The following is a 26355-nucleotide window of genomic DNA, read 5'->3' as shown; positions in this document are numbered from 1 at the left end:
AATGGTCACTTGGCCGATGCAGCCGCCCTTGCCGCCACACCCGTCACCTTCGCCGGCATCCACATCCCTGGCGTCCAGCCGCTGGCCTGCAGGATCGCCTTCGGGTTGTCCTGCTGGATCAGTGCGCGCACGGCATCGCGCTTGTTGCCGGCCTGCAGGTAATACGCCTTGGCGATGCGGTAGCCCACCCAGTAACCCAGATCGTAGGGCTCCTGCGACCCCGGCGTGTAGTTGTACAGCCAGGGCGTCAGATCGGTGCTGTCCACGTCCAGCGCGAAGGCACTTTCGATATGCACTTCCCTGCCCCGCGTCCAGCCGGCATGCCGGCCATTGCCAACGTTGCCGGAAATCAGCTCGGCGATGAACTCGGCGATCCCCTCGCCCAGCGACTCGCGGAGCACCGTCGCCCGCGGGTCGCCTGCTTCGTACTCGCTCACGCCGGTCTGCTGGATATGCACGTACTCATGCGCGATCACGTGCACGAAGCGGTCCTGCGCGTTGGCGTTCATGAAATCGGCCGCGCACAGTGCTTCCAGGCCGATCACCACGCCATCGGGGTACGTCATGCCCACCGGCTTGCCGCGCCCCACCACGATCGCCACCGGCGGAAACTTCGCCTGCGGATAGATCGCCTGCAGATTAGCGAACACCTGCACCAGTCGCTGCCGCACCGCCGGCAACTCCGCCAGGCAGGCCCGTCCATTGGCGTACAGCGCAGGGTCGCGCGCCATCGCTTCGGCCATGCGCTGGGCGGTCACCCGGCGCAGCTTGGCGAACTGGGCCAGGCTCGGCGTGCCCTGTGCCAGGTACTGCTCAAGCTGGGCCACGCTGGGCTTGCCGCCAGCGGCCTCGTACAGCGCGTAGAAACGGGTGGCATCAGCGGTCAGGATTTCCGGTCCCGGCGCGGCCGCCTGGGCAGTGCCGATCACCCCGCCGAGGGCCAGGACAAGCAGGCAACGCAATGACACGAACATGGCTCCGTCCTTGGTGGAGTGCACGCGAAGCGCGCAATCTACCACCGCGTCGGCGCATGCGCTGCCGTATCGTGCAACGCACTCTGCGGCTGTGCCAGACTCGTGCCGACCGGCTGCCAGGGAAGCGAGGGGAATACAGGATGATGATCGTTCCAGCGTACTGGGCCGAAGCCCGCCTGCAGGACAGGTACAAGGGACGCCCGCTGGTGGTACGCCGGTTCGGCTGGTCCGACGACGACCAGGACGCCGCGCAGGCCCACGCCGATGCACGTGCACGCGAAGCGCTTGATGCCATCCTCAGTGGCCAGTCCGTGCCGCGTCGCGAGCGACGGACCAACTACGGTGTCGAAGGCATCCCGATCCGCGAGCAGATCGTGCAGCGCAGCGATGACGTCATCGTTACCCGCAACAGCTACGGCGCGCTGTGCCTGAACACCCCGGACGTACTGTTTGCGGATATCGACCACGTGTCCACTCCGTCAGGCTGCGCATTGCCGCTGCTCGGTGCGCTGGGGCTGCTGGCGGCCGGTGCGCTGATCGGCGGTGCGCTGGGCAACTTCAACATCGGCCTGGCCGCCGGCGGCATTACGATGGTGGTGGTCAACCAGGTCCTGTCGTGGCGGCGCAATCGACGGCTGGCCCGGTCCGGCGGCGTCGAAGGCATCGCACTGCAGCGCGTGCAGGCATTCGTCGAGCACCACCCCGACTGGCACCTGCGCGCTTACCGCACCCCGGCCGGGCTGCGCATACTGGCGATGCATGCCACGTTCGAACCACAGGATGCGCAGGTGCATGCCTTCTTCAAGGCATTGGGCACCGACACGTTGTATGCACGCATGTGCACGCTGCAGCATTGCTTCCGTGCGCGGCTGACACCCAAACCGTGGCGGCTTGGCATCATCACGCACATCCGTCCGCCGGTGGCGGCCTGGTCGGCCGAGCAGGCCAGCAACCCCGACCGCCTGGCGTGGGTCGCCGACTACGAAAGGGAAAGCGCCGGCTTCGCTGCATGCGCCTATGTCCGCAGCTTCGGCGATGAGCGCCGCGTGCATGCCAAGGCCGAACGCGTGCGCGACCTGCATGATCGGATGTCGCGTGCGCTGGAGAACCTGCCGCTGGGCTGAGTGCCCGTCGTGCTCAGCGGCCGCCCTGCACGAAGGGTTGGCCCGCCAGCGTGGTTCCCACCTGCAGAGCGACCTGCTGCCCATCCTTGGCGAAAGTGCTGCTGCAATTGTTGCCGCCCTTTTGGCAGCCCACTTCCGGAAAACCGTCCAACACTTCCGGCGCATCGCGTGGCGGGCTGGCCTGCCACCCTGCGGCATCAAGAAGGCGCTTGGCCTTGCTGTAGGGCATGCCGGCAGTGATGCCCAACGCTGCCAGCTCGGCCGGCAGCGGCTGGGCGAATGCAATGCCCGGGACAACGGAAATCGACAGCGATACGGCGAGGATGAAGGCCTTCATGGAGCGAACCCGTAGCGGACATCAGATGCGCAGCGTACCGCAGCTTTGTGGCCGATCCATGCCTGCATCACAGATGGTTACGCAACACCCACAAGGGGATACCTGGACTGGATGCCTGAACCAGAAAGGCCGCCCCGGAGGGCGGCCTTGCCGGATTACTTCGCGTTCTTCACGTAGGTGTCGAACCAGTTGAGCATTTCCGACACCAGCTGCTCGTTCGATTCCAGCGCGGTATACCAGTGCGGTTCGTTGGGCAGCATCACCAGGCGGGTGGTACCACCATTGCCGCGGATCGCCTGGTACAGCTTGCGCGACTGGAACGGCTCGGTGCCCGGGTTGGCGTCGTCCTCGCCGTGGACCAGCAGCAGCGGCAGCTTGATCTTGTCGGCGTAGAAGAACGGCGAGGCCTTCAGGTACACATCCTGCGCCTGCCATACCGAGCGACGCTCGTTCTGGAAGCCGAACGGGGTGAAGGTCTTGTTGTACGAGCCACTGGTCGCCACGCCGGCCTTGAACAGGTTGGTGTGGGCGATCAGGTTGGCGGTCATCAGGCCACCATGGCTGTGGCCGGTCACGCCGATACGGTTGCGGTCGACCACGCCCAGCTCCACGGCCTTGTCCACCGCCGCCTTGGCGTCGGCTTCCAGCTGTTCCAGATAGGTGTCGTAGGCGTTCTTCGGGTCACCCACAATCGGGAACGAGGCGTTGTCGATGATCGCGTAGCCGGCCAGCAGCATCAGGCGGTACGGCTGCAGACGGGTGAACGTCTGCTGCGAACCGGAGACTTGGCCGGCCTGTGCGGCATTGGCGAAGTCGGCTGGGTAGGCATACAGGATCGCCGGCACGCGCTGGCCTTCCTTGTAGCCCGGCGGCGTGTACAGGGTGAACGACAGGTCCACGCCATCGGCGCGCTTGTAGGTCACCAGGCGCTTCTGGATCTGCCGCACTTCCGGGGCCGGGTCGACCAGCTTGGTCAACGCAGCAGGCTTGGACTGGAACTGTGCCTCGCCGGCCTTGGCATCGTTGATGCGCTCACCGAGCAGACGCACGAATGCGTTCGGCGGGTCCATCACCGACTGGTGCCAGGTCAGGAAGCGACCCGGTGTATTGCTGAACCCCAGGAACTGCTCGTACGCATCGGCATCACTGCGGAACAGGCGTTCGCTCTTCAACGTAGCCAGATCGAGCGCATCCAGGAACGGACGGTCGCCCTGCGGCGACGCCCCCTGCCCGCGCAGGAACACGGTGTTGCCCTCCTGGCGCACCACCGGCGCACCGCTGGGCAGGCGCTTGAACACCAGGTTGCCCGGGTTGCCGTACAGCTCATCGCTGGACATGTCCCACAGCAGGCGACCTTCCTTCTTCGGCTGGTCCACATCGACGATGCGGGCCTGCATCCAGTGGCGGTTCTCGTCGTTCTCGAACTGGAACGACACGGCCGGGTCGGCCGACCACGCAAACCCCTCGAAGCGCTGTGCAGTGCGGGCGATTTCCACCGGCTTGCCGGTGAACGGGGCCTTCAGCATCAGCACGCGATCGCGATGCGGGACGCTCACCTTCCAGTCGCCCTTGTCCAGCGCTTCGGCATAGACCAGGGTGGCCGGATCGGTGGAGCGCCAGTCGTAACCCCGCGGACCTTCCGGCACACCGTGTACCGGCACGCGATCGGCCAGCGGCAGGCTCGCCAGAACCGTATTGCGGCCATTGGCCAAGTCCAGCACCGCCACATCATTGGCGAAGCGCTGGTAGGTCACCGCATGCGAGAACGGCGCCTTCAGGGTCTCGGTCAGCACATGCACGCCATCGGGTGCGGCGTTGACGTCGTTGTACAGCGCCGGCTGGCCAACCGGGCGCACGCTGCCGACAGCGGCATCGACCACCGCCAGCTGCGAGGCACCGTAATAGGCGAACAGCTTTTCATCGTGCACGCTGGTCAGCGTGTCACGCGCTTCATAGGTGCTGCTCTCGCCACTGCTGCCCAGCGACTCCTGCGCGTCCGGACCGGTGGGCGTACCGCCGTTGGACGGCGCCGGCCCCTGGTTGGCCGGCACCAGCTTCACCAGCAGGTTCTGGCTGCCGCCCAGCCACTGTACCGTGCTGCCGAAGATGGGGTTCAACTGCACGTTCGGCACCTGCTTCACCTGGCCGGTGGCGGCGTCGCCCACCCACAGCTGCACGCTGGTATCGACGGCATTCTGGAAGGCGAAACGGCTGCCATCGGCTGACCACTGTGCGCCACCTGCGCACCCCTGCGGCAGGTTCACCTTGGTGCTCTTGCCGCTGACGATCTCGACCAGGGTGAAGTCGGCCACACAGGCCGGAATGCCATAGCCACCGGGGGTGTCGTGGCGGCTGCGGTTCTTCGGTTCCAGGCGCACGCCAGCCAGCTTCAGGTACGGCTGGGCGACGCGGGTGATGGACGGATAGGTCTGTGCGGTGGTCAGCAGCAGGCGCTGGCCGCTGGGGTCGATGTTCGGTGCCGGCGGCGGCGGCGCCTTGAGCACCTTGAGCAGGTGTTCCGGCGGCTTGGCGTAGTCGGCGAAGGCCGGGCCGGCGGCCAACAGGCCGAGCGTGGCAACGGCAACGGCCGCCGCCAGAGAGGTACGACGGATGAGCATCCTTTTCCCCTGGGGTGTGAGTTGGGTACCCGCACGGCGGGCATGGGCCGAATCTAACACCCCCTGCGCACCGGGAAATGGGCCGGAAGGGCTAGTCGCCCCATCCTGCAAAGCGTGGCTCTGCCTGGACCGGCCCCTCTCTGGATGCCCTTCGCCTACTGCCGCGCGTGCAGTTCCCAGGTGGACAGATAATCGGGATCGATCACCGTCACCCCGCTGGACCGCAACTGGTACTCGCCTGGCGCGGCCGGCAGATACTGGTCCAGCATGGGCGGCAGGTAGCGCTCATGGCCGTCATCGCCATCGGCCAGCACCAGTCCTTCTTCGGCACTGACTCTCAGCACGGTGCCGGCAAACTGCTCCAGCCCCTGCACCTGGCCATCGCCACCAAAACGGGTAACGCCCACCAGCACCAGCTTGCCAATCATCTGCGCGGCCTTGGCATCATCCAGATCCAGGGGCGGCAGGGCTCCTCTCGATTCGTTGCTCATCGTGCACCTCGGAAGCCTGCGTGGACATCGTGGACGAGATGCGCGCCCAGTGCTGCGAACGAAGCAGCGCCATGGGGCGACTCGCATGCATGTAGTGGCTCTGCGCATTGCGGGATGCAGAGCCAACCATCGGTGCTCAACTCACGGAAGAATTCTGTCTGAGGCTGCATGAACCGCAGCAACGTCTTCAGCATGTCTGCCAACACCAGCGCACGCTGCCTGCGCGATAGGCTGGTTGCTGATGCGGTAGGTATACGCGTGAACAGGACTGTGCATCGCGGGCCTCCTTGCCGAGGGGAGTGGCCTCGCAGGACCACGTTCAACGCTGCGCAAATGTGCCGGAAACAAGCTGGCGGGTGTCGGTCGCGGGAAAACGGCAGGGAGGCCCGCAATTCAAGGCCACGCCAGTGCTTGATCGACTCACGGCTGGATGCTGCCACCTCTCAAGGAATGAGGAAGTGAAGAAAATTCCATGGCATCCAGAGCCGACTGCGCGCCGCCAGGGAGAGCCCGGCGGTGGCAACTCCGCTTGCAGCAAACACCTGAGGTCCGAAGCGCCCGGCCCCGGTGCCAGCAATCGTCAATTGCATTTAACCTGTGATTCACCTGGCCCACTTTAGGGTCAGCGCTCAACATGCAGGGAACGCTTATGCTTGGGTACGCATTCACACGGCCGTGGACAATCGTCCTAAGTGCGGCCTCGCTCTGCGCCTGCGCACACGCGACTGACCATTCGTCGACTTCTCAAGGACCCGCTCCCATGGCATCGACTGCCTCCGACGCCGCAACGCCGTCTGCGCTCACCGCAGATCAGCTTCTTTTGCGCCTGCTGGATCTGATCAAGGACACCACCTCCACCCGTGAACTGACCCTTGAACGGGTATCGCAGGCCATGCAGGCGCCCGCGCAGAGTTTCGGCCCGGGTCATTTCGGCTACGGCGGCACGCTGACGCCGGAATGGAGCTACGGCCTCGAAATCAAGACGGCTGGCGCTGCCGATACGCGTCTCGATCTCAATTTCATCGACACCACTGCCGAGCGCAAAGCCAACGCATCGGCGATCTGCCAGGTCGACTTCGATCAGTTCGCCTCGGGTCTGCAGGCCGCGGGCTTCAAGCGTGAAACCATCCGCGGCGAGCACGGCCGCGTCATCCATGACCGTTTCGATCGCCCGAACCTGAGCATCAAGGTCGACACGATGGCTGAGAATCCGACCCCGTCTGGCGAGCCGGCACATGCCTGCGTCCGCCTTGTCACCGTGCAGTAAGGAGCAGCGCACCATGCCTACGCTTTCAGCGGATACGGAACGCCTGCTGACCGAATTTGCAGGAAAACCCGATGTAACGACCGATCAGGTCGACAACCTTCGCAGGGCCATCGCCAACTCTCCGGCGCTGGCAACCCAGGTCGACTCGGCCATCGCTGCCGGTCATCTGCAGCGCTTTGAGCTGCTGCCTGCCGACAGCAGTGTGGGCGGCGAGTACGACGGCGGCGCAAAGACGATCAGCCTGCCGGCATCCAGTCTGTCCACACCAGCGGGGGACAGGCACGACGCTGCAGAGCTGACCTTCGTACTGGGCCATGAGCTGCAGCATGGGTTCAATGATGCAGCGACCGAACGGGCCTATAAGCAGTTTGATTCCGATATTGCAGACATTGCCGCACGCGATTCGACCCACGACTACACCCAGGCCATCGGCACCCTGCTCGCAGCCAACCGGCGCGACGAGGCATCGGCGAACATCGAGGGCTGGAATGCGCTGGTCGGCATGGTCAAGACCGCCAAACCGGACGCCACGCTGGAAGATCTCTACAAAGCAAGTACCCGTGCAGAGGAGTTCGTGCGCGTGCAGCCCGGCCCGCCGATGACCTATGCCGCGCATCCGGACCTGACGCTCAATGCAGACCTGAGCATGACCGCCACTGCCGCCAACATCGAGGGCATGGGCAAGCACTACTACGACGAAGGTGTGTCGTCGCGGCTGGGTCCCAACGGCAATTCGGATTACCAGAACTACTACGCCACCGATGCCATCGGCCGCGCCTGCAAGGAAGAAGCCAAGAACCCCGCACCCGATGGCATCAGCCGGATGTCGGTGAACATGGCACAGCTCGGCCTGCAGGAAAGCCTGCTGGAACAGAACGGTCTCTCTCTGGGTAAAGGCACGCCACCACGGCAGCCCTACTTCGATACCAGCACCTCGCCGTCCACGCTGCACTATTTCGACCACACCGAGGGCACCTACGCCCACGTGCCCATCACTGCACAGGCAACCACACCCGTGCCGACCGAAGCGCAGGCTGCGCCGTTGGCGGGTGGCAACGACCGTGCCCTGCACGATCAGATCCGCGGCAAGGTGGCAGAGCTGGATGCCGCCAACGGCCGCAGCTTCGACGCCTCCAGTGAACGACTGAGCGCAAGCCTGCTGGTACTGGCCCGCGAGAACGGCCTGGACCGCGTGGATCATGTGGTGCTCAGCCGGCAGGCAGGCGATGTCGCTGCGGCGCAGAACGTGTTCGTGGTGAAGGGCGCGCTGGATGATCCTGCGTCGCTGCGTGCATCGGCAGCCACGGCCGAAGCCGCGCAGCGGCCGGTGCAGGAAAGCCTGGACAGCCTCGCTATCGTCAACCAGCGCCAGGCCGACCACGCCTCGCAGGAACAGACGCGCCAGCAGGTGCAGGAACAGCAGCGCAGCGCGTTGTCGCACTGACGTCAGGGACAGCGCCGGGCACCACCCGGCGCAACCCAAGCATGGGCCACGCTAGAATGCACCCATGCGTACCGTCCATGCCCTCCGTTATATAACCCCCTTGCGGGAAGGTGGCTCGCTGCCTGCCGTGGTCGAGACCGACGACGACGGTATGGCGGTGCTCAAGTTCCGGGGCGCTGGCCAGGGGCCCAAGGCGCTGATCGCCGAGCTGATCGCAGGCGAGATGGCACGCGCGGTGGGCCTGCCGATTCCGGAGATCCTGTTCGTCGAGCTGGACAGCGAGTTCGCGCGGACCGAGCCGGACCCGGAGATCCAGGACCTGATCCGCGCCAGCGAGGGCCTGAACCTGGGTCTGGATTACCTGCCCGGCGCGATCAACTACGACCCGGCGGCGATGCCGGTGGACGCTGACCTGGCCTCGCGCATCGTCTGGTTCGATGCGTTCACCAGCAACGTCGACCGCACCACGCGCAATCCGAACCTGATGGTGTGGCATCGCAAGCTGTATCTGATCGACCACGGTGCGGCGATGTACTTCCATCACGACTGGGCCAACGCCGGCGATGCCTGCGAGAAGCCGTTCGTGTTGATCCGTGACCACGTGCTGCTGTCATTCGCCAGCCGCATCGCCGAGGTGGATGCCGAGCTGGCCGCGCGCCTGCCTGATGCGGAGATCGAGCGCATCGTCGGCCTGGTGCCGGACAGCTGGCTGGTCGATGAGCCGGCCTTCGACAGCCCGCAGGCTTACCGGCAGGGCTACATCAACTACCTGAAGCATCGCCTGAAGGTGCGTGCGGTGTTCGTGCAGGAGGCCATCCGTGCCCACGCTGCACACGTATGACTATGCCGTCATCCGCGTAGTACCGCGCGTGGAGCGCGAGGAGTTCATCAACGTCGGTGTGATCGTGTCCTGCCCGGGTGCACGGCACCTGGAAGCGGCAATCGAGATCGATGCCGCGCGCCTGCACGCCTTCGCGCCGGCGCTGGATATTGAAGCGCTGCAGCCGTGGCTGGATGCCATCGTGGCGATCTGCCGGGGCGATGCCGGCGCCGGCCCGATCGCGCAGCTGCCTGCGCGCGCGCGCTTCCATTTCCTGACCGCCAAGCGCAGCTCGGTGGTGCAGATGTCCAGCACACACGTAGGCCGCACGGCGGACCCGGCGGGCGTGGTCGAACACCTGATGGCAAAGATGGTTCGGGTACCTACCTAGCGCACTACTTGCCACCGCCCCAGCGTGCAGTCATTTCGCTGCGGATCGGCGTGCGCTCGGTGTTGCTGTCCGTTGCCGTGAAGCGCATCGCCTTGACCGCATTCAACGCCCAGCCACTGAAGGCCGTCGACGGCTTGGCCTCCACCACCTTTACGTCATACGTCCGGCCGCGCTTGTTGACCGAATAGGCCACGGTCACCTCCTCCGCGAACGGCACACGGCCGGGGTCGACATTGAGTTGTGGGCGGAAGGTTCCCTCCACCGGCTTCCAGTACGTCAACGCTTCGGCCTGCGGCAGCTGCAGCGGCTCGGGAGATGCGGCGGCGGCGGCCTGGCTCAGTGCCAGGGCAAGCGTGATGGCAGCAACACGGAGCAGCATCGGGGGCATGGTTGTCATTCCTTGTACGCCAGTGGTTGGTTTCAAGCGTACGCCATCAAGGGCCTTTGCGGTTCACCGCAACGGTTACCGTGAAGTAGGGAATCGCGCTCCACTGCGTGCGCGGATGGTGCAGCGATTCCACGCCCATGCCGATCTGGTACTTCACGCTGCCCGGCTGCTCATGCCAGAAATAGGGCGCGCCGCTGCTCCAGCCACAACATACATATGTCAATGACGGCATGCCAAAGGTCTGCTGCAGATAGGCTTCGATCTTCGCCGCCGAGGCGCCGCTGACGCGATACCGCGCTTCCATCGGCTGGATGTAGGAATCGTCGTCCTGCGTGCAGCCCACGTATTCCAGCTCGGCTGGTTTTCGTCCCATCGCCTGCAGGAAGTCCTGGCAGACGGTGTCGGGGCGGGCCAGGCCTTCGGAGCGGCCGTGCAGTTCCCATTCTGCGATCGCACTGGTAGGCGCCTGCGCGCTGGCAGTGACGGCGCTGCCGATCAGAAGCAGCAGCCCAGCACTGCTTCCGAGGCGGACGAAACAGGAGGCAGACAGACGCAACAGGGTGATGGCAGATCCTCCGTGGGCGTGACGACATGCCATCGTAATCGACTGGCGCAGCCACCCGGTGCGAACGCTTCGATCAACGCTCCCCCACAGCAGCGACGGACCCACAACGGGCACGTCGCTGTTGTCGGCTCAGGCCAATGAAGGCCCGCGGTTCTCGTGCTGGCGGCTGTCGAGGGCGAGTTGCTGCTCACGCTGCCGATGGTCACCGGCCAGATCGCGCACCATGTCGTCCATCGAGCGCGCGGGCTGCGCCGTATCCACACTGGCGCGCTCACCGGGAATCAAGCCGGCGACCCACAGGCGATCTCCGGCCATCATGACCCGGTCGACGCGCCCGGCATCGTCGATACCGTTGCGCTTGGACTCCAGCACGGCCTGCATGACGTGCTCATCGCCGATGGTTCCGGGTACTCCCTGGCGGATGCGCTCGAACAGCGCTGCATCCCTGGGCGACAGCGAATCCACGCCACTGTGCTGTGGCAGCGGTTCCTGCGTGGCCGGGCCAGCGACCGGTGAATTCGCCGCAGCCTGCTGCCGCGCCTGTACCTGCTCCGGCTGGAACTCCGCCCGCGTATAGGGCGGACGCTGTGGCGGCCAGTTCTCTGCTCGGTCGAATTCGGTGGTGGGGGCAAACTCGCGCGCCACCGCTGCATCGTTCAACTGCCGGCGCGCATCTTCATCGATGGTGTTGCCCGGGCGCAGGGGCAGGCCGTAGTCCTGCTGGAAACTGCGCATGGCCGCCTGCATGCCGGCATCAAACGTGCGCGCCTCGCGCTCGGCACGTGGGTTCGGTTCGGCAAGGTACCCCAGCTCCTCCAGCTGGCGGCGCATCTCGAACACCGGCTCGCCCTTCTCACCTGGGCGCAGGTTACCGTCGGCCAGCGGCCCGGTCAGATCGGTCACCGTCCGGCGCTTGAAGTCCGGATCGACCGCCAGCGTGTCGGTGCGCATGCGCTCCAGCAATGCATCGTCGATGCGACCATTGGCCGGACTGATGCCCCGCTCGGTCTGGAAGCGGCGCACGGCCTGCTCGGTGGAAGAACCGAAGTCCCCATCGGGCTTGATCGCGGCATTGGCGTTGTTGCGGATGTCCAGCCGCTGCAGGTACTGCTGTGCTTCCAGCACCTTCTGGTTGGCATCACCACGGTGCAGGTCCATCGTCCCAGCGGGCCCCTGCTGGATCGGCACCGGCATCTGGAAGCCCGGCTGCTGAACGCGCTGGACCAGGCCGGCGACCTGCGATTCCCATCCGGTGGCCAGCGTGGCGATGGCGTCCGGATAGGGACTGTCGTTGTTCAACTCACCTCCATTGACCGAGGCTCTCGCCTGTCGGTAGTCGACATGGCTGGCGTTGACGTTGTCGGACAGCCGCGCGCCGAACATGCCATCGCGCATCCCCACCACCAGCACCTTGGTGGCGATTTCCGCTTCGGCCGCCCGCTCCGGGTGCTCGACCAGCTCGCGGCCCATTCCCAGCGCCTCGCCCAGCCGCTCGTAGTTGTTGACGTGGGTAAGGTGGGCAAAACCCCGGCCGAAATACTCTTCACCGCCGAAGTAGCGCAGATCCACCGCCTGCTTCCTGCCCCAGTCTTCCTCGGGCGCGGCGAAATTGCGCGATTCGTGCTGCGCCGTGGCCAGCACGTAAGCAATCTGCCGGTGGTCGGTAACGCCATTGTCGATACAGGTGCGGACGATCATCTCGACCGACTGGTCCCGGGTCAGGCCGAAGCCTGACCCACCCTTTCCATAGCCTTCGCTCATCCTTCAGCTCTCCAGTTCCGGAACGCATCCATTCGTCAGGGAAGGACCTACTTCAGCAGGTCCGATTCAGTAGGGACCTGACCCTTGCAGGTGTCATAGCGGCGCATCAGCAACGTGCGTGGTTCGGTTCCGCGCAGTTGGATGACCTTGTCTTCCCGCTCGCACGGGCTTGCCTTGCCGCGCAGTACGAACCGGCCGTTGTCGATATGGTCGATGTCACGTCCACCGATGGCCGCTTCCAATGCCTTGGCACGCACATAGCGGTTGCCCTTGGCATCAAACAGGTAGAACGCGTGGACGGGAGCGTTGTAGACACCGTTGTTGTCCTGCCATACCTGCAGGTCTGGCAAGCCATCGCCGTTGAAGTCGGAAGCGGTCAGCAGCACGGCGGCCGCAGCATGGGCATTGGCACCGGCGCGGGTCAGGCGTGGCTGCACGTCCGTGACGGCCACCTTGCGGCCGCCACGGGTCACGCCCATGCTCCGCACCTGACAGGTCATCACGTTATCGGTGCCGCTGCAGTCGGCCACCTGGAAGACCACCTGCAGCGCAGGCGTGATCCTGCCCTCGCCGGGCTGCAGGACGATCCTGCCCTGCCTATCGGGTTCGCCATCTGCGGTATGAGCGGCGACCTGCGTGGGTGCCGGGGCCGCCTTGGCTTCAGCAACCAGGGCCGCCGCACCACCGCCCTGCAGCTGGCGGGCACGCAGCAGAGTCATGTGTGTACGGCACTGCTGCGAATCCAGTTGGGCAGCGGCATTGCCACCTTCCGGGCAACGACGGTCACGCTGGCGCAGCCATTGCCGCTGCAGATCGCGCAGTACCTGCTGATCATTGGCCGTCATCGTGGAGCGCGCCGCGCTGTAGGCGGCGTTGAGCGCATCGTCGTGCGCCTTGAATTCAGCGTCGACACAGCGACGACGAGCGTCCAGCGCCGTGCCCGCATTGGCCATGCACGGCGCATAGGCGGGGCTCAGGTAACGCACATCGCCGGCGATCAGTTCGGCACCGCTGGGCAGCTTGCGTACGGTGGGCGGGGGCGAGGCCTGTGCCGATGCCCACAGGCAAGGGCCAAGCAGAAGCAGCCCAGCCAGCAACCGGGTGGCACGCCCCGGCAGGCGTTCTGAGTTCAGCATGCGATTCCTTCCGTGGGGCTTGGCCAGCCCCGTCCTGTTCCGATGATGGATCCTGCACGCTCACCCACGCAACTTCAGCGACAGCGGTCACATCCCGCATGCCGGCCTCGGAGCCGGACGCTATTCCGGCAACGCATACGCCATCACGTAATCCCCGGCCGGCGTCTCCATGAAATGGTGCCCGCCAGCCATGATGACCACGTATTGCCGCCCGCCCTGCTCGTACACCATCGGGTTGGCCTGGCCACCGGCTGGCAGTTTGGTGTGCCACAGCTCCTTGCCGGTCTTCAGGTCGATGGCACGCAGCAGGTCGTCGGTCGCTGCGGCGATGAAGATCAGGCCGCTGGCAGTCACCACCGAACCGCCATTGTTCGGCGTGCCGATTTCAATGGGCAGGCCGGAGCGGATGCCGAAGGGGCCGTTGCCACGCGCGCTGCCGAACGGCCGGTCCCACAGCAGCTTGCCGCTGCGCAGGTCGATCGCACGGATACCGCCATAGGGCGGCTGCTTGCACAGCAAGCCAGTGAACGGCAGCCGCCAACCGGCGTTGACGTCGATGCCATAGGGCGTGCCGACCTGCGGATCCCCTGCGCCTTCGGCACCGCCCTTGTCGGCGCGCATCTGCTCGCGCGGCAGCCAGCCCTTGCGGTCGGCTTCGGCGCGCGGCACCAGCCGGTTGTAGTTGGGCATGTCGTTGTAGTTGGCCACGATCACGCCACGCCGCGTATCGATGGCCACGCTGCCCCAGTCCGAGCCACCGTTGTAGCCGGGGTATTCGATGGAGTGGTGATCGCTGCTGGGCGGTGTGTAGAACCCTTCGTAATGTGCCTTGCGGAACTGGATTCGGCAGACCAGCTGGTCGATGGGGGTGATGCCCCACATGTCGCGCTCGGTCAGCGCGTCGTCGCGCCGCAGCGTGTGGTACAGCGAGAACAGCTGGGTGGCGGCACGCTGCTCGGGCTCCACGCCGCCCTGTGGCACCTTGCGCTCCTCGGCCGGGGTCAGCAGCTGGCCATTGCGACGGTCGAGGATGTACATGTCGCCCTGCTTGGTGGGCAGCAGGATCGCCGGCACCTTTCCCGATGCCGTCGGGTAGTCGATCAGGCTGGCCTGCGAACCCAGGTCGTAGTCCCAGACGTCATTGCGCACGGCCTGGAAGTGCCAGACCGGCTTGCCGGTAGCCACATCGATGGCGACCAGCGAGGTCGCGTACCTGTTCTGGTTTTCGGTGCGCGAGCCACTCCAGTAGTCGCCTGCGGAATTGCCCATCGGCAGGTACACCAGGCCCAGTGCTTCATCGCCGGTAGCGGTGGTCCACATGTTCGGTGTGCCACGTGTATAGGTCTGCTCGCGCGGTGGCAGGCCGCTGCGCTCGGGCTGGTCCATGTCCCACGCCCAGCGCAGCTTGCCGCTGATCGCGTCGTAGGCCTGGATGACGCCGGAGGGCGCGTCGCGGCGCTGGCCGTCCAGTACCTGGTGGCCGGTGACGATGACACCGCGGACGATCGCCGGCGGCGAGGTGATCGATACGTAACCCGGCGGCACCTCGCCCATGCCCAGGGTGATGTCGACCTGGCCGTTGTTGCCGAAATTCGCGCAGGGGCGACCGCTGTCGGCGTCCACCGCGATCAGGCGGCCGTCCAGCGTGCCTTCGATGATGCGTGCGCTGCAGGCTGAGCGGCTCCCTGGCGCCGCGCTCTGGTGGGTGCGGGTCGGCGGCGGTGCGGGCAGCGCGAGATCGGCAGCCACGTCAGCCAGTGCGGCATCGGCAAGGGTGGGCGCGCTGCGCAGCTCGTAATAGGACACGCCACGGCAGGCGGCCGTGTACGGGATCGACGCATCCTTCACCTTCGGGTCGAAACGCCATAGCTCCTTGCCGCTGCCGGCATCGAGGGCGATCAACTGATTGCGTGCGGTGCACAGGTACAACCGATCACCGATCTTCAGTGGCGTGGTTTCCGCACCCCAGCGCTTCTTCGGCAGGTCGCCCGTGCGGAACTGCCACGCCAGTTGCAGGGTTCCCACGTTTTCCGGGGTGACCTGCTGCAGGGGCGAATAACGGGTGGCGGCATTGCTGCGCCCCCATGCCGGCCAGTCACCCTCGGCCGGCTGGTCGGCAGGCTGCAGGCCGGTGGTGTCACGGGTGGGATCAAGCCCGGCGCTGACCGCCGGCTCGGGGAACGGCTGATGCCCGTCGACCACGCCATGCGGGGTGAACGCGAGGCCGAAGGCGGCCACGAAGACCAGCATCAGTACAGCGGCCACGCTGCGCGACAGCCGCCTGGGCACCGGCGCCTGCAGGGTCGGCGCCAGCAATGCCAGGACGATGCCGAGGGCGGTCACTAGGCCCAGCCGCGGTACCCAGCGCCAGTAATCGCTGCCCGACTCCCACCAGGTCCACAGCAGGCTGCCGATGAACACCAGTGCGTACAGCAGTGCACCGCTACGCCGATTGCCCCACAACAGGATGCCGCAGACCAGCAGGCCCAAGCCGGCGATGGCGTAGTACCAGGAGCCACCGAGGCTGAGCAGCCACGCACCAAGGCCGCCGATGACCAGGCCGAGCACGATCAGCAACAGGGCCAGCACGGTAACCAGAGGATGGCGGGGCGGAGGCGCGGAAGCAGACTGCGGCGTGGCGGACATCGTCGATCTCCGGGGGCAGCATGCGCCCTTATGCCACCGTCACCGTGAAGTGCGTGCGTATTTTCGACTGCAGGCACGACGACGCCGGCACAAGGCCGGCGTCGTCGGGTACCTCAGCATCGCGGCAGGATCACTCCTGCGCGGCGTCCTCGCTGCTGGCAGCAGCCGGTGCGCCGTCGGTCGCGGCCGGGGCGGCGGCGGCCACCTCGTCCTCGTCCTCGTCGATCGAGGCATCCATGCGCTCCACCGCCTGCAGCTTCTCGTCCTTGGACAGGCGGATCAGGGTCACGCCCTGGGTGTTGCGGCCGACGCGGCTGATTTCCGAGCCACGGGTACGCACCAGGGTGCCGCCGTCGGAGATCAGCAGGACTTCATCGTCGGTACCCATCAGCACCGCGGCAACCAGCTTGCCATTGCGCTCGGTGGTCTGGATGCCGATGACGCCCTGCGTGCCACGACCCTTGCGCGGGTAGTCCGGCAGCGGGGTGCGCTTGCCGTAGCCGTTTTCGGTGGCGGTGAGGATGTAACGCAGGTTGGCGTCGTCGGCACCTTCGATCAGCGCATCGCCCGTGGCGATGGCCTCCTCGACACCGTTGTCGTCCTCGTTCTCGTCCTCGATGCCGCCAGCACTCTCGGCCACGATCAGGCTGACCACTTCCTCGCCGGCCGGCATCCTGATGCCGCGCACGCCGGTAGCGGTACGACCCATTGAGCGGACCTTGTCTTCACCGAAGCGCACGGTCTTGCCGTTGGAGGCGAACAGCAGGATGTCGCGCTCGCCATCGGTCAGGCCGACGCCGACCAGGGCATCGCCCTCGTCAAGGTTGATCGCGATCTTGCCGCGGGCCAGACGGAAGGCGAACTCGCCCAGCGGGGTCTTCTTGACCGTACCGCTCTTGGTGGCGAAGAACACGAACTGGCCATCGGCGTACTCGCGCACCGGCAGCACGGCCTGCACGCGTTCGCCCGGCTCCAGCGGGATCCAGTTGATGATCGGACGACCGCGGGCATTGGAACCGGCTTCAGGCAGCTGGTACACCGGCAGCCAGAACACCTTGCCCGAACTGGTGAAGGTCAGCAGCGTGTCGTGCGTGTTGACCAGCCACAGCTGCTCGATGAAATCCTCTTCCTTGGTCGACGCCGCGCTGCGGCCACGGCCGCCTCGACGCTGGGCGCGATAGGCGCTGACCGGCTGGCGCTTCACGTAACCGGCATGCGACAGGGTGACCACCACGTCTTCCGGGGCGATCAGGTCGAGGATGTCCAGGTCTTCTTCGCTGTGGCGGATCTCGGTACGGCGCTCGTCACCGAACTCTGCGCGCACGTTGATCAGCTCTTCGCGGATCACCTGCAGCAGGCGATCGGGATCTTCCAGGATATGGATGAGCCCGGCGATCAATTCCAGCAGCTGCTTGTATTCCTCGGTCAAGCGGTCCTGCTCCAGCCCGGTCAGGCGATGCAGGCGCATTTCCAGGATCTGCGTCGCCTGGATCTCGGTCAGCTGGTAGCCGCCTTCGATCAGGCCCACGCCCTTGGGCAGGTCATCGGGACGCGAGGCTTCGGCACCGGCGGCGCCGAGCATCGAACCGACCAGGCCCGGTTCCCACAGGCGCGCAAGCATGCGCTCGCGTGCCTCGGTGGGGTTCGGCGAGGTCTTGATCAGTTCGATCATCTCGTCGATGTTGGCCAGCGCAACGGTCAGGCCTTCCAGCACGTGGGCACGGGCGCGCGCCTTGCGCAGCTCGAACACGGTGCGGCGGGTAACCACTTCGCGGCGGTGGCGGACGAAGGCCTCCAGCATCTGCTTGAGGTTCATCAACTGCGGGCGGCCGTCGACCAGCGCCACCATGTTGATGCCGAACACCGACTCCATCTGGGTCTGCTGGTAGAGGTTGTTGAGCACAACCTCGGCCGACTCGCCGCGCTTGATTTCGATGTAGATGCGCATGCCGTCCTTGTCGGACTCATCGCGCAGCTCGCTGATGCCTTCGATCTTCTTTTCCTTGACCAGCTCGGCGATCTTCTCGATCAGACGCGCCTTGTTCACCTGGTAAGGAATTTCAGTGACGATGATCGATTCGCGGCCGTTGTCGGCCACTTCGACATCCGCCTTGGCACGGATGCGCACGCGGCCACGGCCGGTGCGGTAACCGGCGATGATGCCGGCGGTGCCGTTGATGATGCCCGCAGTCGGGAAATCCGGGCCCGGGATGAACTCCATCAGGCCGTCGATATCGATTTCCGGATTGTCGATCAGCGCAATGCAGGCATTGATCGATTCGGTGAGGTTGTGCGGCGGAATGTTGGTCGCCATGCCCACCGCGATACCGGCCGAACCATTGACCAGCAGGTTCGGGAACCGGGTCGGCATGACCGTCGGCTCCAGTTCCTTTTCGTCGTAGTTGGGCTGGAAATCGACGGTTTCCTTGTCGATGTCCGCCATCAGCTCATGCGCGAGCCGCGACATGCGCGCCTCGGTGTATCGCATCGCCGCGGCGGAGTCGCCGTCGACCGAACCGAAGTTACCCTGGCCATCGACCAGCATGTAGCGCAGCGAGAACGGCTGTGCCAATCGCACCAGCGTGTCGTACACCGACTGGTCGCCATGCGGGTGGTACTTACCGATGACGTCACCGACGATACGTGCCGACTTGAAGTAGGGCTTGTTGCTGTGCGCGTTGAGTTCATTCATCGCAAACAGCACACGACGATGCACCGGCTTGAGGCCATCGCGCGCATCTGGCAGCGCGCGCCCCACGATCACGCTCATGGCGTAATCGAGGTAGCTCTTGCGCATCTCGTCTTCCAGGTTGACCTGGATGATTTCCTTGGCGGTTTCTGCCATTCGGGTTCCGTTGTCTGGTAGCGGTCCAGTCCGGCGCATCCACCCGGGGGTGGTCGTGCCGGAACCTCGATTCAACCGCTGAATTCTACCACACGGGGCCGTTTTCCGCCTGCCTTTACGGTGATTTTACCGGCACAAATCAGGAACTTAGGGGGTTGCCGGCCAGCGGCCGGCACTACCGGACGCCGGGGTCGGAGCCCTTTCCAGCGGAAAGGCACCCGCCCCTGCCCGCGTCAACCGCCGAAGGCGGTACGCATGTTCTCCGCGGTCGGGTTCAGGATCACCCCCCGCTCGGTCACGATGGCATCGATCAGCTCGCCCGGGGTGACATCGAACACCGGGTTCCAGGCGGCGATGCCCTCGGCCACGGTGCGGGTGCCGCCCACGCCGTATAGTTCGCCCGGGTCGCGCTGCTCGATCTCGATCTGGCTGCCGTCCACGGTATCCATGTCCACCGTCGAGGACGGCGCCACGACCATGAACTTCACCCCGTGGTGGCGGGCCGCGATGGCCAGCTGGTAGGTGCCGATCTTGTTGGCCGTATCGCCATTGGCGCAGATGCGGTCAGCGCCTACGATCACCCACTGCACCGCACCGGTCTTCATCAGGTGCGAGGCGGCCGAGTCGGCGATCAGCGTCGCGTCGATGCCGTCCTGCTGCAGCTCCCACACGGTCAGGCGCGCACCCTGCAACCACGGCCGGGTCTCACCTGCAAACACACGGGCGATGCGGTCCTGGGCCATGCCGGCGCGGATCACGCCCAGCGCCGTACCGAAGCCGGCGGTGGCCAGCGAGCCGGTATTGCAATGGGTCAACACGCCGCTGCCGGCCTCGATCAGGCCGGCACCGAGTGCGCCCATGTGGCGGTTCGCGGCCAGGTCTTCTTCGGCGATCGCTTGCGCTTCAGCCTCCAGCAGCGCCTTCCAGTCGGCACCGGCAGCGCTCAGGCAACGTCGCATGCGTGCCAGCGCCCAGGCCAGGTTCACCGCGGTCGGGCGAGAGGCATTCAACCGCTGCAGCGCCGGTTCCAGCTGCTGCAGGGCATGCGCGCCATCGGCCGCCTGCACATCACGCGCGGCCAGCACCACACCCCAGGCGGCAGCGATGCCAATGGCCGGCGCACCGCGCACGGTCAGGGCGTGGATGGCCGCGGCCACCTCATCGCTGTCATGGCAGGCCACATGCTCGACCACGAACGGCAGCTTGCGCTGGTCGAGCAGTTGCAGGGCATCGCCGGTCCACAGGATCGGGCGGATGTGGTCGTAGCGGGCGTAGTCGAGGTCGGTGGCGGTATTCATGGCCCCATTGTAGGGCCACGCCACGCACGGATGGACCCCGTCCGGGATCAGTTCACCGAGAATTCTGCGCGGCAGCCGCCGTCGACCCAGATGCCGTTGCGATTCCAGCCCCAGGTGCTGCCTTCCTCGCACGGGGTGCTGGAAAGCTGGTTGGACAGGGTGGCGTTGGTGGAGATGCTGGCGCCACAGAAGCGGCGCTTTTTGGACTTGGATTCGCAGGTCAGCCGGCGCGGCATGTCGACGAAACGGCCCTGCTCGTCGGCCACCTCGAAGTCACCCTGGCAACCCCGGGTGGTCCACACCTCATTGCGCTTGTAGCCCCAGCCCTGCCCTTCCCGGCACGGCAGCACCGACAGCTGCCGCAGCAACCGTACCGGCGCGCCGTCCAGGCGTACCGGGCAGCTCTGCGGGCGGCCATTGGACTCACAGCGCACTACCCGCCGCACCAGTCGCTTGCGGCCCTCGGCCGAGGGCACGGCATCAGTCTCTGCACCGCGCGCGCGGAACTCGGCGCGGCAGCCCAAGGTCACCCACACGCCACTGCGGTCGGTGCCCCACTCGCTGCCACGGATGCAGCTGTTGCTGGACAACTGGCGGATCAGGTCAACGCCGTTGCTGACATCGATGTCGCAATGCACCCAACCCATGTCGCGGGATTCGCAGGTCACCACTTCGCTGTCATAGCCAAGCGACTGCGCCGATGCGGTCGACGGAAGCAGGCCACCCCATATCGCCACGGAGTACATCGGTGCCGCTACGACCGCAAACCACTTGACCAAAGCCTTCCCCATGAATGGATGAACCACGACGCAAGTGTGCGGTATCGGCTGTGATAAGAGCATCATCGTGCTTGCTGAATCAAGCGCGCAGACGCGTGTTTTCGTTCAGCCTGCCAGGTGCAGGGGAAATCGGCTCATGCGTGGGCGAAATCGAATGCAAGCACGTCGGCGATGCGCGGTGTGCGGTGCATCGCCATCAGCAGGCGATCAATGCCAACGGCAACACCGGCACAGGCGGGCATTGCAGGCAGTGCATGCAACAACGCTTCATCCAGCGCGGGCTGTACCTGCCCCCGTGCATGGCGACGCTGCAGGTCATGCTGGAAACGCGCGCGCTGTTCAGCCGCATCGTTCAGTTCGTTATAGCCATTGGCCAGCTCCACCGCGCCCAGGTACAGCTCGAAACGCTCGGCCAGCGGCGGTGTGCCGGGGCGGATGCGCGCCAGTGCCGCCTGGCTGGCGGGCCAGTCGTGGACCACGGTCATGACCGTGTCATCGAAGTGCGGTTGGATACGGTGGGTCATCAACAGATCCAGCCAATCATCGCGGGTCAGGCCTACCGGATCGATGTGCACCTCGCCCAGCGCAGCGCGCAGTTGGCCCTCATCGGCATCGAACGGGTCCACGCCGGCCTGTTGCTGGAACAGTTCGCGATAGCTCAGCACGCGCAGCGTCGCGCTGCGGCCAACCAGCGCCAACGCCTGCCCCACCAGTTCCGCGGTTTCCTGCAGCAACCGATGGTGGTCCCAGCCAACCCGATACCACTCCAGCATGGTGAACTCGGGATTGTGGCGGCCACCGGCTTCGCCATTGCGGAACACCCGGCCCAGCTCATAGCAGTCGCCCACGCCGGCAGCGAGCAGGCGCTTGAGCGGGAACTCCGGCGAGGTGCGCAGCCAGCGGCGGCGTCCGCCCGCATCGACGTGGCCGCTGAAATCGGTGTGGAAGCTGTCGATGTTCGGCTCGGTGTTGCCGGCCACGGAAAGGATCGGCGTTTCCACTTCCAGCACGCCACGCTCGGCAAAGAAGCGTCGCACCAGCGCATTGAGGCTGGCGCGCTGTTGAAGGCTGCGCAGCAGTGCCTCGCTCACAGGATGCCCTCCGGGCGCGGATGGTCCAGCGGCAGGGTCAGCAGATCGCGCGTGTCATCGATGTAGCCACTGGCCAGGTACAGGCGGCGCGCCAGTTCGTTGTGATGGTTCACCTCCAGCCGCAGCCGGCTGACCCCGCGCCCGCGCGCGCGTTGTTCGCAGATGGCCAGTGCCCGCTTGCCACGGCCACGGCCACGCGCGCGGTGGCTGAGGTAGAGCTCGTCGAGCAGCATGAAATGGCCGCCCTGCTCCAGGCTGAAGCCCATCGCGATGACCGCATAGCCAACGACGGCCGCGGCCTCGTCCAGCCACAGCAGCACTTCCCCGTTGCGCGGATCGGCCAGCAGCGCATCGACACCACGGCGCACGCGCGCATCGTCGAATTCGATCTTGTCTTCGGCGTAGAAATCGCGCATCAGCGCGATCAGCAGTTCCTCGTCGGCACGGGTGGCCAGGCGGAAATCCAGCGGAGCGGTCTGCATCAGTGTTCCTTTGCGGTTGCGTGCCGGGTGCCTGCGCACCCGGCCGGTTCATCACTCGTGTTCGGCCAGGTAGGCCAGCAGGCGCTCTTCATCCCACACCGGAACGCCCAGCGATTGCGCCTTGTCCAGCTTTGAACCCGCTTCGGTGCCGGCCACCACGAAACTGGTCTTCTTCGACACGCTGCCCGACACCTTGGCGCCCAGCGCCTCCAGGCGCTCCTTGGCGGTATCGCGATTGAGCTGGGCCAGCGTGCCGGTAAGCACCACCGTCTGCCCGTCCAGCGGGCCGGCCACCACTTCGGCCAGGGCCGGCGCACTGGACAGGATGTGCTTCATCTCCACTTCGGCGGCCAGCAACATCGCGCCATGGCCCTCGCTGTCCAGCCAGTCAGCGACGCCGCGCGCAGTGTCATCGGGCAGGCCGGCGTTGACGAACTGGCCGTGCTCGGCGTCCAGCACCGCCTGCGCGCTGGGCAGTACTGCGACCAGTTTTTCGGCGCGCAGGCGGGTAATGCCGGGAATCTCCGCTTCGACCAGCAGCTGGGCAAGGTCCAGCCCCTCGCGCAGCTTCGCACTTGGCGGGTGCACGTCGCTGATGCGCACCTGCCCCACCTGCAGCAGCGCGTCGATGGCCTGCTGGTTGCCTTCCTGTTCGAAGAAGTGGCCCAGCGAGCGCGCCACTTCGCCACCGATATCCGGCACGCGCTTGAACAACGGCCACGGCAGGCGGCGGATCAACGCCAGATCGCCAAACCACTGTGCCAGTGCCTTGGCGGTGCTCTCGCCGACGTGCTCGATGCCCAGTGCGAACAGCAGTCGCTCCAGCGTCGCATCACGGCTGGCATCGATCGCTGCGATCAGGTTGTCAGCCCACTTGGTGGCGATCTTCTTCGTGTTCCATTCGAAGGCTGCCGGCTGCGCCAATGCCTGCGCGCGCCACCCCGCATCGTTGCCATCCAGTTTCAACACAGCGTTGAGCACCGCGCCGCTGCCTTCGGCCGGCAGGTGCAGTTTCAGGCTGGCCGCGAGCGCGGAAGGATCTTCTGCGTCCAACACCAGCTTCAGGTGCAGCAGCTGGTCGCGGGTGAGGCGGTACAGATCAGCCACGCTCCTGACGATGCCGGCGTCCACCAGGGTTTCGATGTACTTGTCGCCGAGACCGTCGATATCCATCGCCCGTCGCGAGGCGAAGTGGGCGATGGCCTCCTTGCGCTGCGCCGGGCAGGACAGCTCACCGGAACAACGCCAGGCAGCAGCCCCTTCCTCGCGCACGATTTCCGAGCCGCACACCGGGCAGCTCGTCGGCATCTGCCAGGGTGTGGTGCCGGCGGGACGACGGTCGAGAATGACGCTGACCACTTCCGGAATCACATCGCCGGCACGGCGCACGATCACGCTGTCGCCCACGCGCACATCCAGGCGCGCGATCTGGTCGGCGTTGTGCAGGGTGGCATTGGAGACGATCACACCGGCCACCGCGACCGGCGCAAGGCGCGCCACCGGGGTGGCAGCACCGGTGCGGCCGATCTGGATTTCGATGGCCTCCAGCGTAGTGCTCTGTTCCTGCGCCGGGAACTTGTGCGCGATGGCCCAGCGTGGTGCGCGCGACACGAAGCCCATGGCCTGCTGGCCGGCGCGGTCATCGAGCTTGTAGACCACGCCATCAATGTCGAATGCCAGGCCGTCGCGACGCTCGCCGATGTCACGGTAGTACGCCAGCAGGCCGTCGCTGCCTTCCACCACCTTGCACAGGTCGCTGACCGGGAAACCCCAGTCGCGCAGCTGCGCCAGCGTGCCCGAGTGCGTATCGGGCAGCTCACCGCCCTGCACTTCACCGGTACCGTAGGTGAAGAAACTGAGCCTGCGCTGCGCGCTGATCTTCGGGTCAAGCTGGCGCAGCGAACCGGCCGCGGCATTGCGCGGATTGGCCAGCACCTTGCCACCGTGCAGGCGCGCGCGCTCGTTGTAGGCCTCGAAGTCGGCGCGGGCCATGTAGACCTCACCGCGCACTTCCAGCACATCCGGCCAGTCCCTGCCTTTCAGGCGCTTGGGAATGTCGCCGATCTCGCGCAGGTTGGCAGTCACGTCCTCACCGGTGCTGCCATCGCCCCGGGTGGCGCCCAGCACGAAATGACCGTCCTCATAACGCAGGCTGATCGCCAGGCCGTCCATCTTCGGTTCGGCGGAAAAACGCAGGGTGCCGCGGCGCAGGCGCTCATCGATGCGGCGCACGAAGTCGGCCACTTCCTCATCGCTGAAGGCGTTGGACAGCGACAGCATCGGTACCGCATGGGTGACTTCGGCGAAGCGGCCGGACGGGCGTGCCCCGACCTGCTGGGTCGGGCTGTCGGCACGGGCGAGCTCCGGATGCTCGCGCTCCAGCGCCTCCAGCTCGCGCACCAGGCGGTCGTAGTCGACGTCAGGGATCTCCGGCGCATCCAGCTCGTGATAGGCGCGATTGGCCTGGGCGATCTGCCGGCGCAGGTCTTCGGCACGTTCGGCGGGGCTGGGGCTCATCGGAATCCGCGGGTTCTGGGATGGCCGTGAATTCTACCGCGCCTGCGCGCAGCACCTTGTAGAGCCGGGCCATGCGGGACTGGCGGCGAGCAACGGTCGCGCATGATTGGAGACGCTGCGCACCCCCTTGCCCGCGCTGACCACCAGCGCTAGCGTGCGTCGGTCGCCCTTCCGGAACCGCCCCCTGTGACCTTGCCTGCCTCCCGTCGCCACTTCCTGCAGCTGGCCGGTGCCGGTCTCGCCCTCGCCAGCAGCGGCCTGCCCCGGTCGGCCCAGGCACAGCCGGCGACCATTGCGCCGCCACCCGCCGATGCGGGCGCGGTGCTACTGAACTTCAACGAATGCCCCTATGGCCCCTCGCCGGCCGCCCAGCAGGCGGCGCGCGACAGCATCGCCAGCTGCGGCCGTTACCGCTTCGCCCTGGCCGGTGAGGTGCGCGACGCATTCATCGCCCAGGCCGGCATTCCCGCCGACCACGTGCGCCTGTATCCGGGCTCCAGCGAACCGCTGAACCGTGCGGCGACACTGTGGACCGGCCCGCAGGCGGGCCTGGTGGTGGCCGACCCGACCTTCGAGACGCTGGGCGAGATGGCAGCTGCGCGCGGCGCCCATGTGCAGAAGGTACCGCTGCGCGGCGATGGAGCGCACGACCTGCGCGCGATGGCGGCCGCCGCGCACGCGCGACCGACCGGCCTGCTGTACGTGTGCAATCCCAACAACCCCACCGGCTCGATCAGCCCGGCCAACGAGCTGGCCTGGCTGCTGGCCAACAAGCCCGCAGGTACCCGGGTGCTGCTGGACGAGGCCTATCTGCAGTACAGCGAACAGCCCAGCCTGATTGCACAGGTGGCCCAGCGCGATGACCTGATCGTGCTGCGCACCTTCTCCAAGCTGTACGGCATGGCCGGCCTGCGTCTTGGCGTGGCTGCAGCGCATCCGGAGCGCCTGCGCGAGCTGGCGAGCCTGGGCGAGAACCCGCTGCCGGTGCCCGCCCTTGCAGCGGCACTGGCCAGCCTGCGCGACCCGCAGTTGATCCCGCAGCGACGTCTGCAGAACGCCAAGGTCCGGCAGGCCACCATCGCCTGGCTGGGCAAGCGTGGTTTCGACTGCCTGCCGACCGAAGCGAACTGCTTCGTGGTGGATGTGCAGCGCGACGGCGCGGCCTTTGCCAAGGCGATGGCGGACAACGGCGTGGTGATCGGCCGCAGCTGGCCGATCTGGCCGCAGCGCGTGCGCGTGACCGTGGGCACCGAGGAAGAGATGGCGCGCTTCCGCAGCGCGTTCGCGAAGGTAGCCGGCGTACCGGCCTGACCCTATCCACGCATGGCGTGGATCTACTGTTGTGGGTGCCGACCGTTGGTCGGCACGCCAGGACCTGCCG

21 protein-coding genes are annotated in these 26355 nt (G+C 66.2%); 6 read left to right on the top strand and 15 right to left on the bottom strand.

Annotated features, from left to right (window positions below; all coding sequences use genetic code 11):
* Nucleotides 1-5 precede the first annotated feature (5 nt).
* Nucleotides 6-974: a DUF2268 domain-containing putative Zn-dependent protease gene (locus LC407_RS12365; protein WP_059064593.1), complete on the bottom strand. Its 969-nt coding sequence runs from the start codon at nt 972-974 to the stop codon at nt 6-8.
* A gap of 140 nt (nt 975-1114) precedes the next feature.
* Here LC407_RS12365 and LC407_RS12360 point away from each other — a divergent pair, with 140 nt between their 5' ends.
* Nucleotides 1115-2098, top strand: coding sequence for a hypothetical protein (locus tag LC407_RS12360; RefSeq protein ID WP_223482890.1), 984 nt, complete (start codon nt 1115-1117; stop codon nt 2096-2098).
* Between the two features lie 13 nt (nt 2099-2111).
* Here the strand turns inward: LC407_RS12360 and LC407_RS12355 are convergent, their stop codons facing one another.
* From LC407_RS12355 to LC407_RS12345, 3 genes are all read right to left on the bottom strand, one after another.
* Nucleotides 2112-2435, bottom strand: coding sequence for a hypothetical protein (locus LC407_RS12355; RefSeq protein WP_033831482.1), 324 nt, complete (start codon nt 2433-2435; stop codon nt 2112-2114).
* A gap of 155 nt (nt 2436-2590) precedes the next feature.
* The gene (locus LC407_RS12350) at nt 2591-5053 is read right to left on the bottom strand and encodes a prolyl oligopeptidase family serine peptidase (RefSeq protein ID WP_223482889.1); all 2463 of its coding nucleotides are present in this window, start codon (nt 5051-5053) and stop codon (nt 2591-2593) included.
* A 155-nt stretch (nt 5054-5208) separates the two neighbouring features.
* Entirely contained in the window at nt 5209-5544 is a 336-nt protein-coding gene (locus tag LC407_RS12345) for a hypothetical protein (protein WP_025876944.1), read from the bottom strand.
* 760 nt (nt 5545-6304) lie between these two features.
* Here LC407_RS12345 and LC407_RS12340 point away from each other — a divergent pair.
* The 4 genes from LC407_RS12340 to LC407_RS12325 all read left to right on the top strand — a co-directional run bounded on the left by LC407_RS12340 (nt 6305) and on the right by LC407_RS12325 (nt 9466).
* Complete coding sequence (locus LC407_RS12340; RefSeq protein ID WP_223482888.1) at nt 6305-6811, top strand: hypothetical protein; 507 nt, start codon at nt 6305-6307, stop codon at nt 6809-6811.
* Nucleotides 6812-6824: 13 nt separating this feature from the next.
* Nucleotides 6825-8255: an XVIPCD domain-containing protein gene (locus LC407_RS12335; protein ID WP_154880821.1), complete on the top strand. Its 1431-nt coding sequence runs from the start codon at nt 6825-6827 to the stop codon at nt 8253-8255.
* Between the two features lie 64 nt (nt 8256-8319).
* Nucleotides 8320-9096: a HipA family kinase gene (locus LC407_RS12330; protein WP_032976287.1), complete on the top strand. Its 777-nt coding sequence runs from the start codon at nt 8320-8322 to the stop codon at nt 9094-9096.
* Nucleotides 9074-9466, top strand: coding sequence for a DUF3037 domain-containing protein (locus tag LC407_RS12325; protein ID WP_223482887.1), 393 nt, complete (start codon nt 9074-9076; stop codon nt 9464-9466). Before LC407_RS12330 ends, LC407_RS12325 begins: the two co-directional genes overlap by 23 nt.
* Nucleotides 9467-9470: 4 nt before the next feature.
* Here LC407_RS12325 and LC407_RS12320 read toward each other — a convergent pair whose 3' ends face one another.
* The 11 genes from LC407_RS12320 to ligA form a co-directional block, all read right to left on the bottom strand.
* Nucleotides 9471-9854 (bottom strand): energy transducer TonB, encoded by a 384-nt coding sequence (locus LC407_RS12320; RefSeq protein ID WP_033831490.1) that lies wholly within the window; start codon nt 9852-9854, stop codon nt 9471-9473.
* A gap of 46 nt (nt 9855-9900) precedes the next feature.
* A complete protein-coding gene (locus LC407_RS12315; RefSeq protein ID WP_223482886.1) occupies nt 9901-10524 on the bottom strand; it encodes a DUF4952 domain-containing protein in 624 nt (207 codons plus the stop codon).
* Between the two features lie 24 nt (nt 10525-10548).
* Entirely contained in the window at nt 10549-12180 is a 1632-nt protein-coding gene (locus tag LC407_RS12310) for a peptidoglycan-binding protein (protein ID WP_080148465.1), read from the bottom strand.
* 47 nt (nt 12181-12227) lie between these two features.
* Nucleotides 12228-13316 carry a lysozyme inhibitor LprI family protein gene (locus LC407_RS12305; RefSeq protein ID WP_223482885.1) on the bottom strand — a complete coding sequence of 363 codons (1089 nt, stop codon included), beginning with the start codon at nt 13314-13316 and terminating at the stop codon, nt 12228-12230.
* Between the two features lie 120 nt (nt 13317-13436).
* Entirely contained in the window at nt 13437-15962 is a 2526-nt protein-coding gene (locus tag LC407_RS12300; protein ID WP_223482884.1) for a membrane-bound PQQ-dependent dehydrogenase, glucose/quinate/shikimate family, read from the bottom strand.
* 130 nt (nt 15963-16092) lie between these two features.
* The gene (gene gyrA / locus LC407_RS12295) at nt 16093-18807 is read right to left on the bottom strand and encodes a DNA gyrase subunit A (RefSeq protein ID WP_223482883.1); all 2715 of its coding nucleotides are present in this window, start codon (nt 18805-18807) and stop codon (nt 16093-16095) included.
* A gap of 233 nt (nt 18808-19040) precedes the next feature.
* Nucleotides 19041-20105: an S-methyl-5-thioribose-1-phosphate isomerase gene (mtnA, locus tag LC407_RS12290; RefSeq protein WP_059064602.1), complete on the bottom strand. Its 1065-nt coding sequence runs from the start codon at nt 20103-20105 to the stop codon at nt 19041-19043.
* A 47-nt stretch (nt 20106-20152) separates the two neighbouring features.
* Nucleotides 20153-20884, bottom strand: coding sequence for a DUF3011 domain-containing protein (locus LC407_RS12285; RefSeq protein ID WP_223482953.1), 732 nt, complete (start codon nt 20882-20884; stop codon nt 20153-20155).
* A 134-nt stretch (nt 20885-21018) separates the two neighbouring features.
* The gene (epmA, locus tag LC407_RS12280; protein WP_025876919.1) at nt 21019-21975 is read right to left on the bottom strand and encodes an EF-P lysine aminoacylase EpmA; all 957 of its coding nucleotides are present in this window, start codon (nt 21973-21975) and stop codon (nt 21019-21021) included.
* Nucleotides 21972-22457 carry a GNAT family N-acetyltransferase gene (locus tag LC407_RS12275; protein ID WP_025876917.1) on the bottom strand — a complete coding sequence of 162 codons (486 nt, stop codon included), beginning with the start codon at nt 22455-22457 and terminating at the stop codon, nt 21972-21974. Before LC407_RS12275 ends, epmA begins: the two co-directional genes overlap by 4 nt.
* 51 nt (nt 22458-22508) lie before the next feature.
* A complete protein-coding gene (gene ligA, locus LC407_RS12270; RefSeq protein ID WP_223482952.1) occupies nt 22509-24980 on the bottom strand; it encodes an NAD-dependent DNA ligase LigA in 2472 nt (823 codons plus the stop codon).
* A gap of 180 nt (nt 24981-25160) precedes the next feature.
* Here ligA and LC407_RS12265 point away from each other — a divergent pair, with 180 nt between their 5' ends.
* On the top strand, nt 25161-26285 hold the full coding sequence (locus LC407_RS12265; RefSeq protein ID WP_223482882.1) for a pyridoxal phosphate-dependent aminotransferase: 1125 nt from the start codon (nt 25161-25163) through the stop codon (nt 26283-26285).
* Nucleotides 26286-26355 lie beyond the last annotated feature (70 nt).

The organism is Stenotrophomonas sp. OVS01A, assembly GCF_019969775.1.
In the GTDB taxonomy this organism is placed as follows: Bacteria; Pseudomonadota; Gammaproteobacteria; order Xanthomonadales; family Xanthomonadaceae; genus Stenotrophomonas; species Stenotrophomonas indicatrix.
The sequence above is the reverse complement of the archived record's forward strand: the minus strand, read 5'-3'. Positions and strand labels throughout refer to the sequence as shown.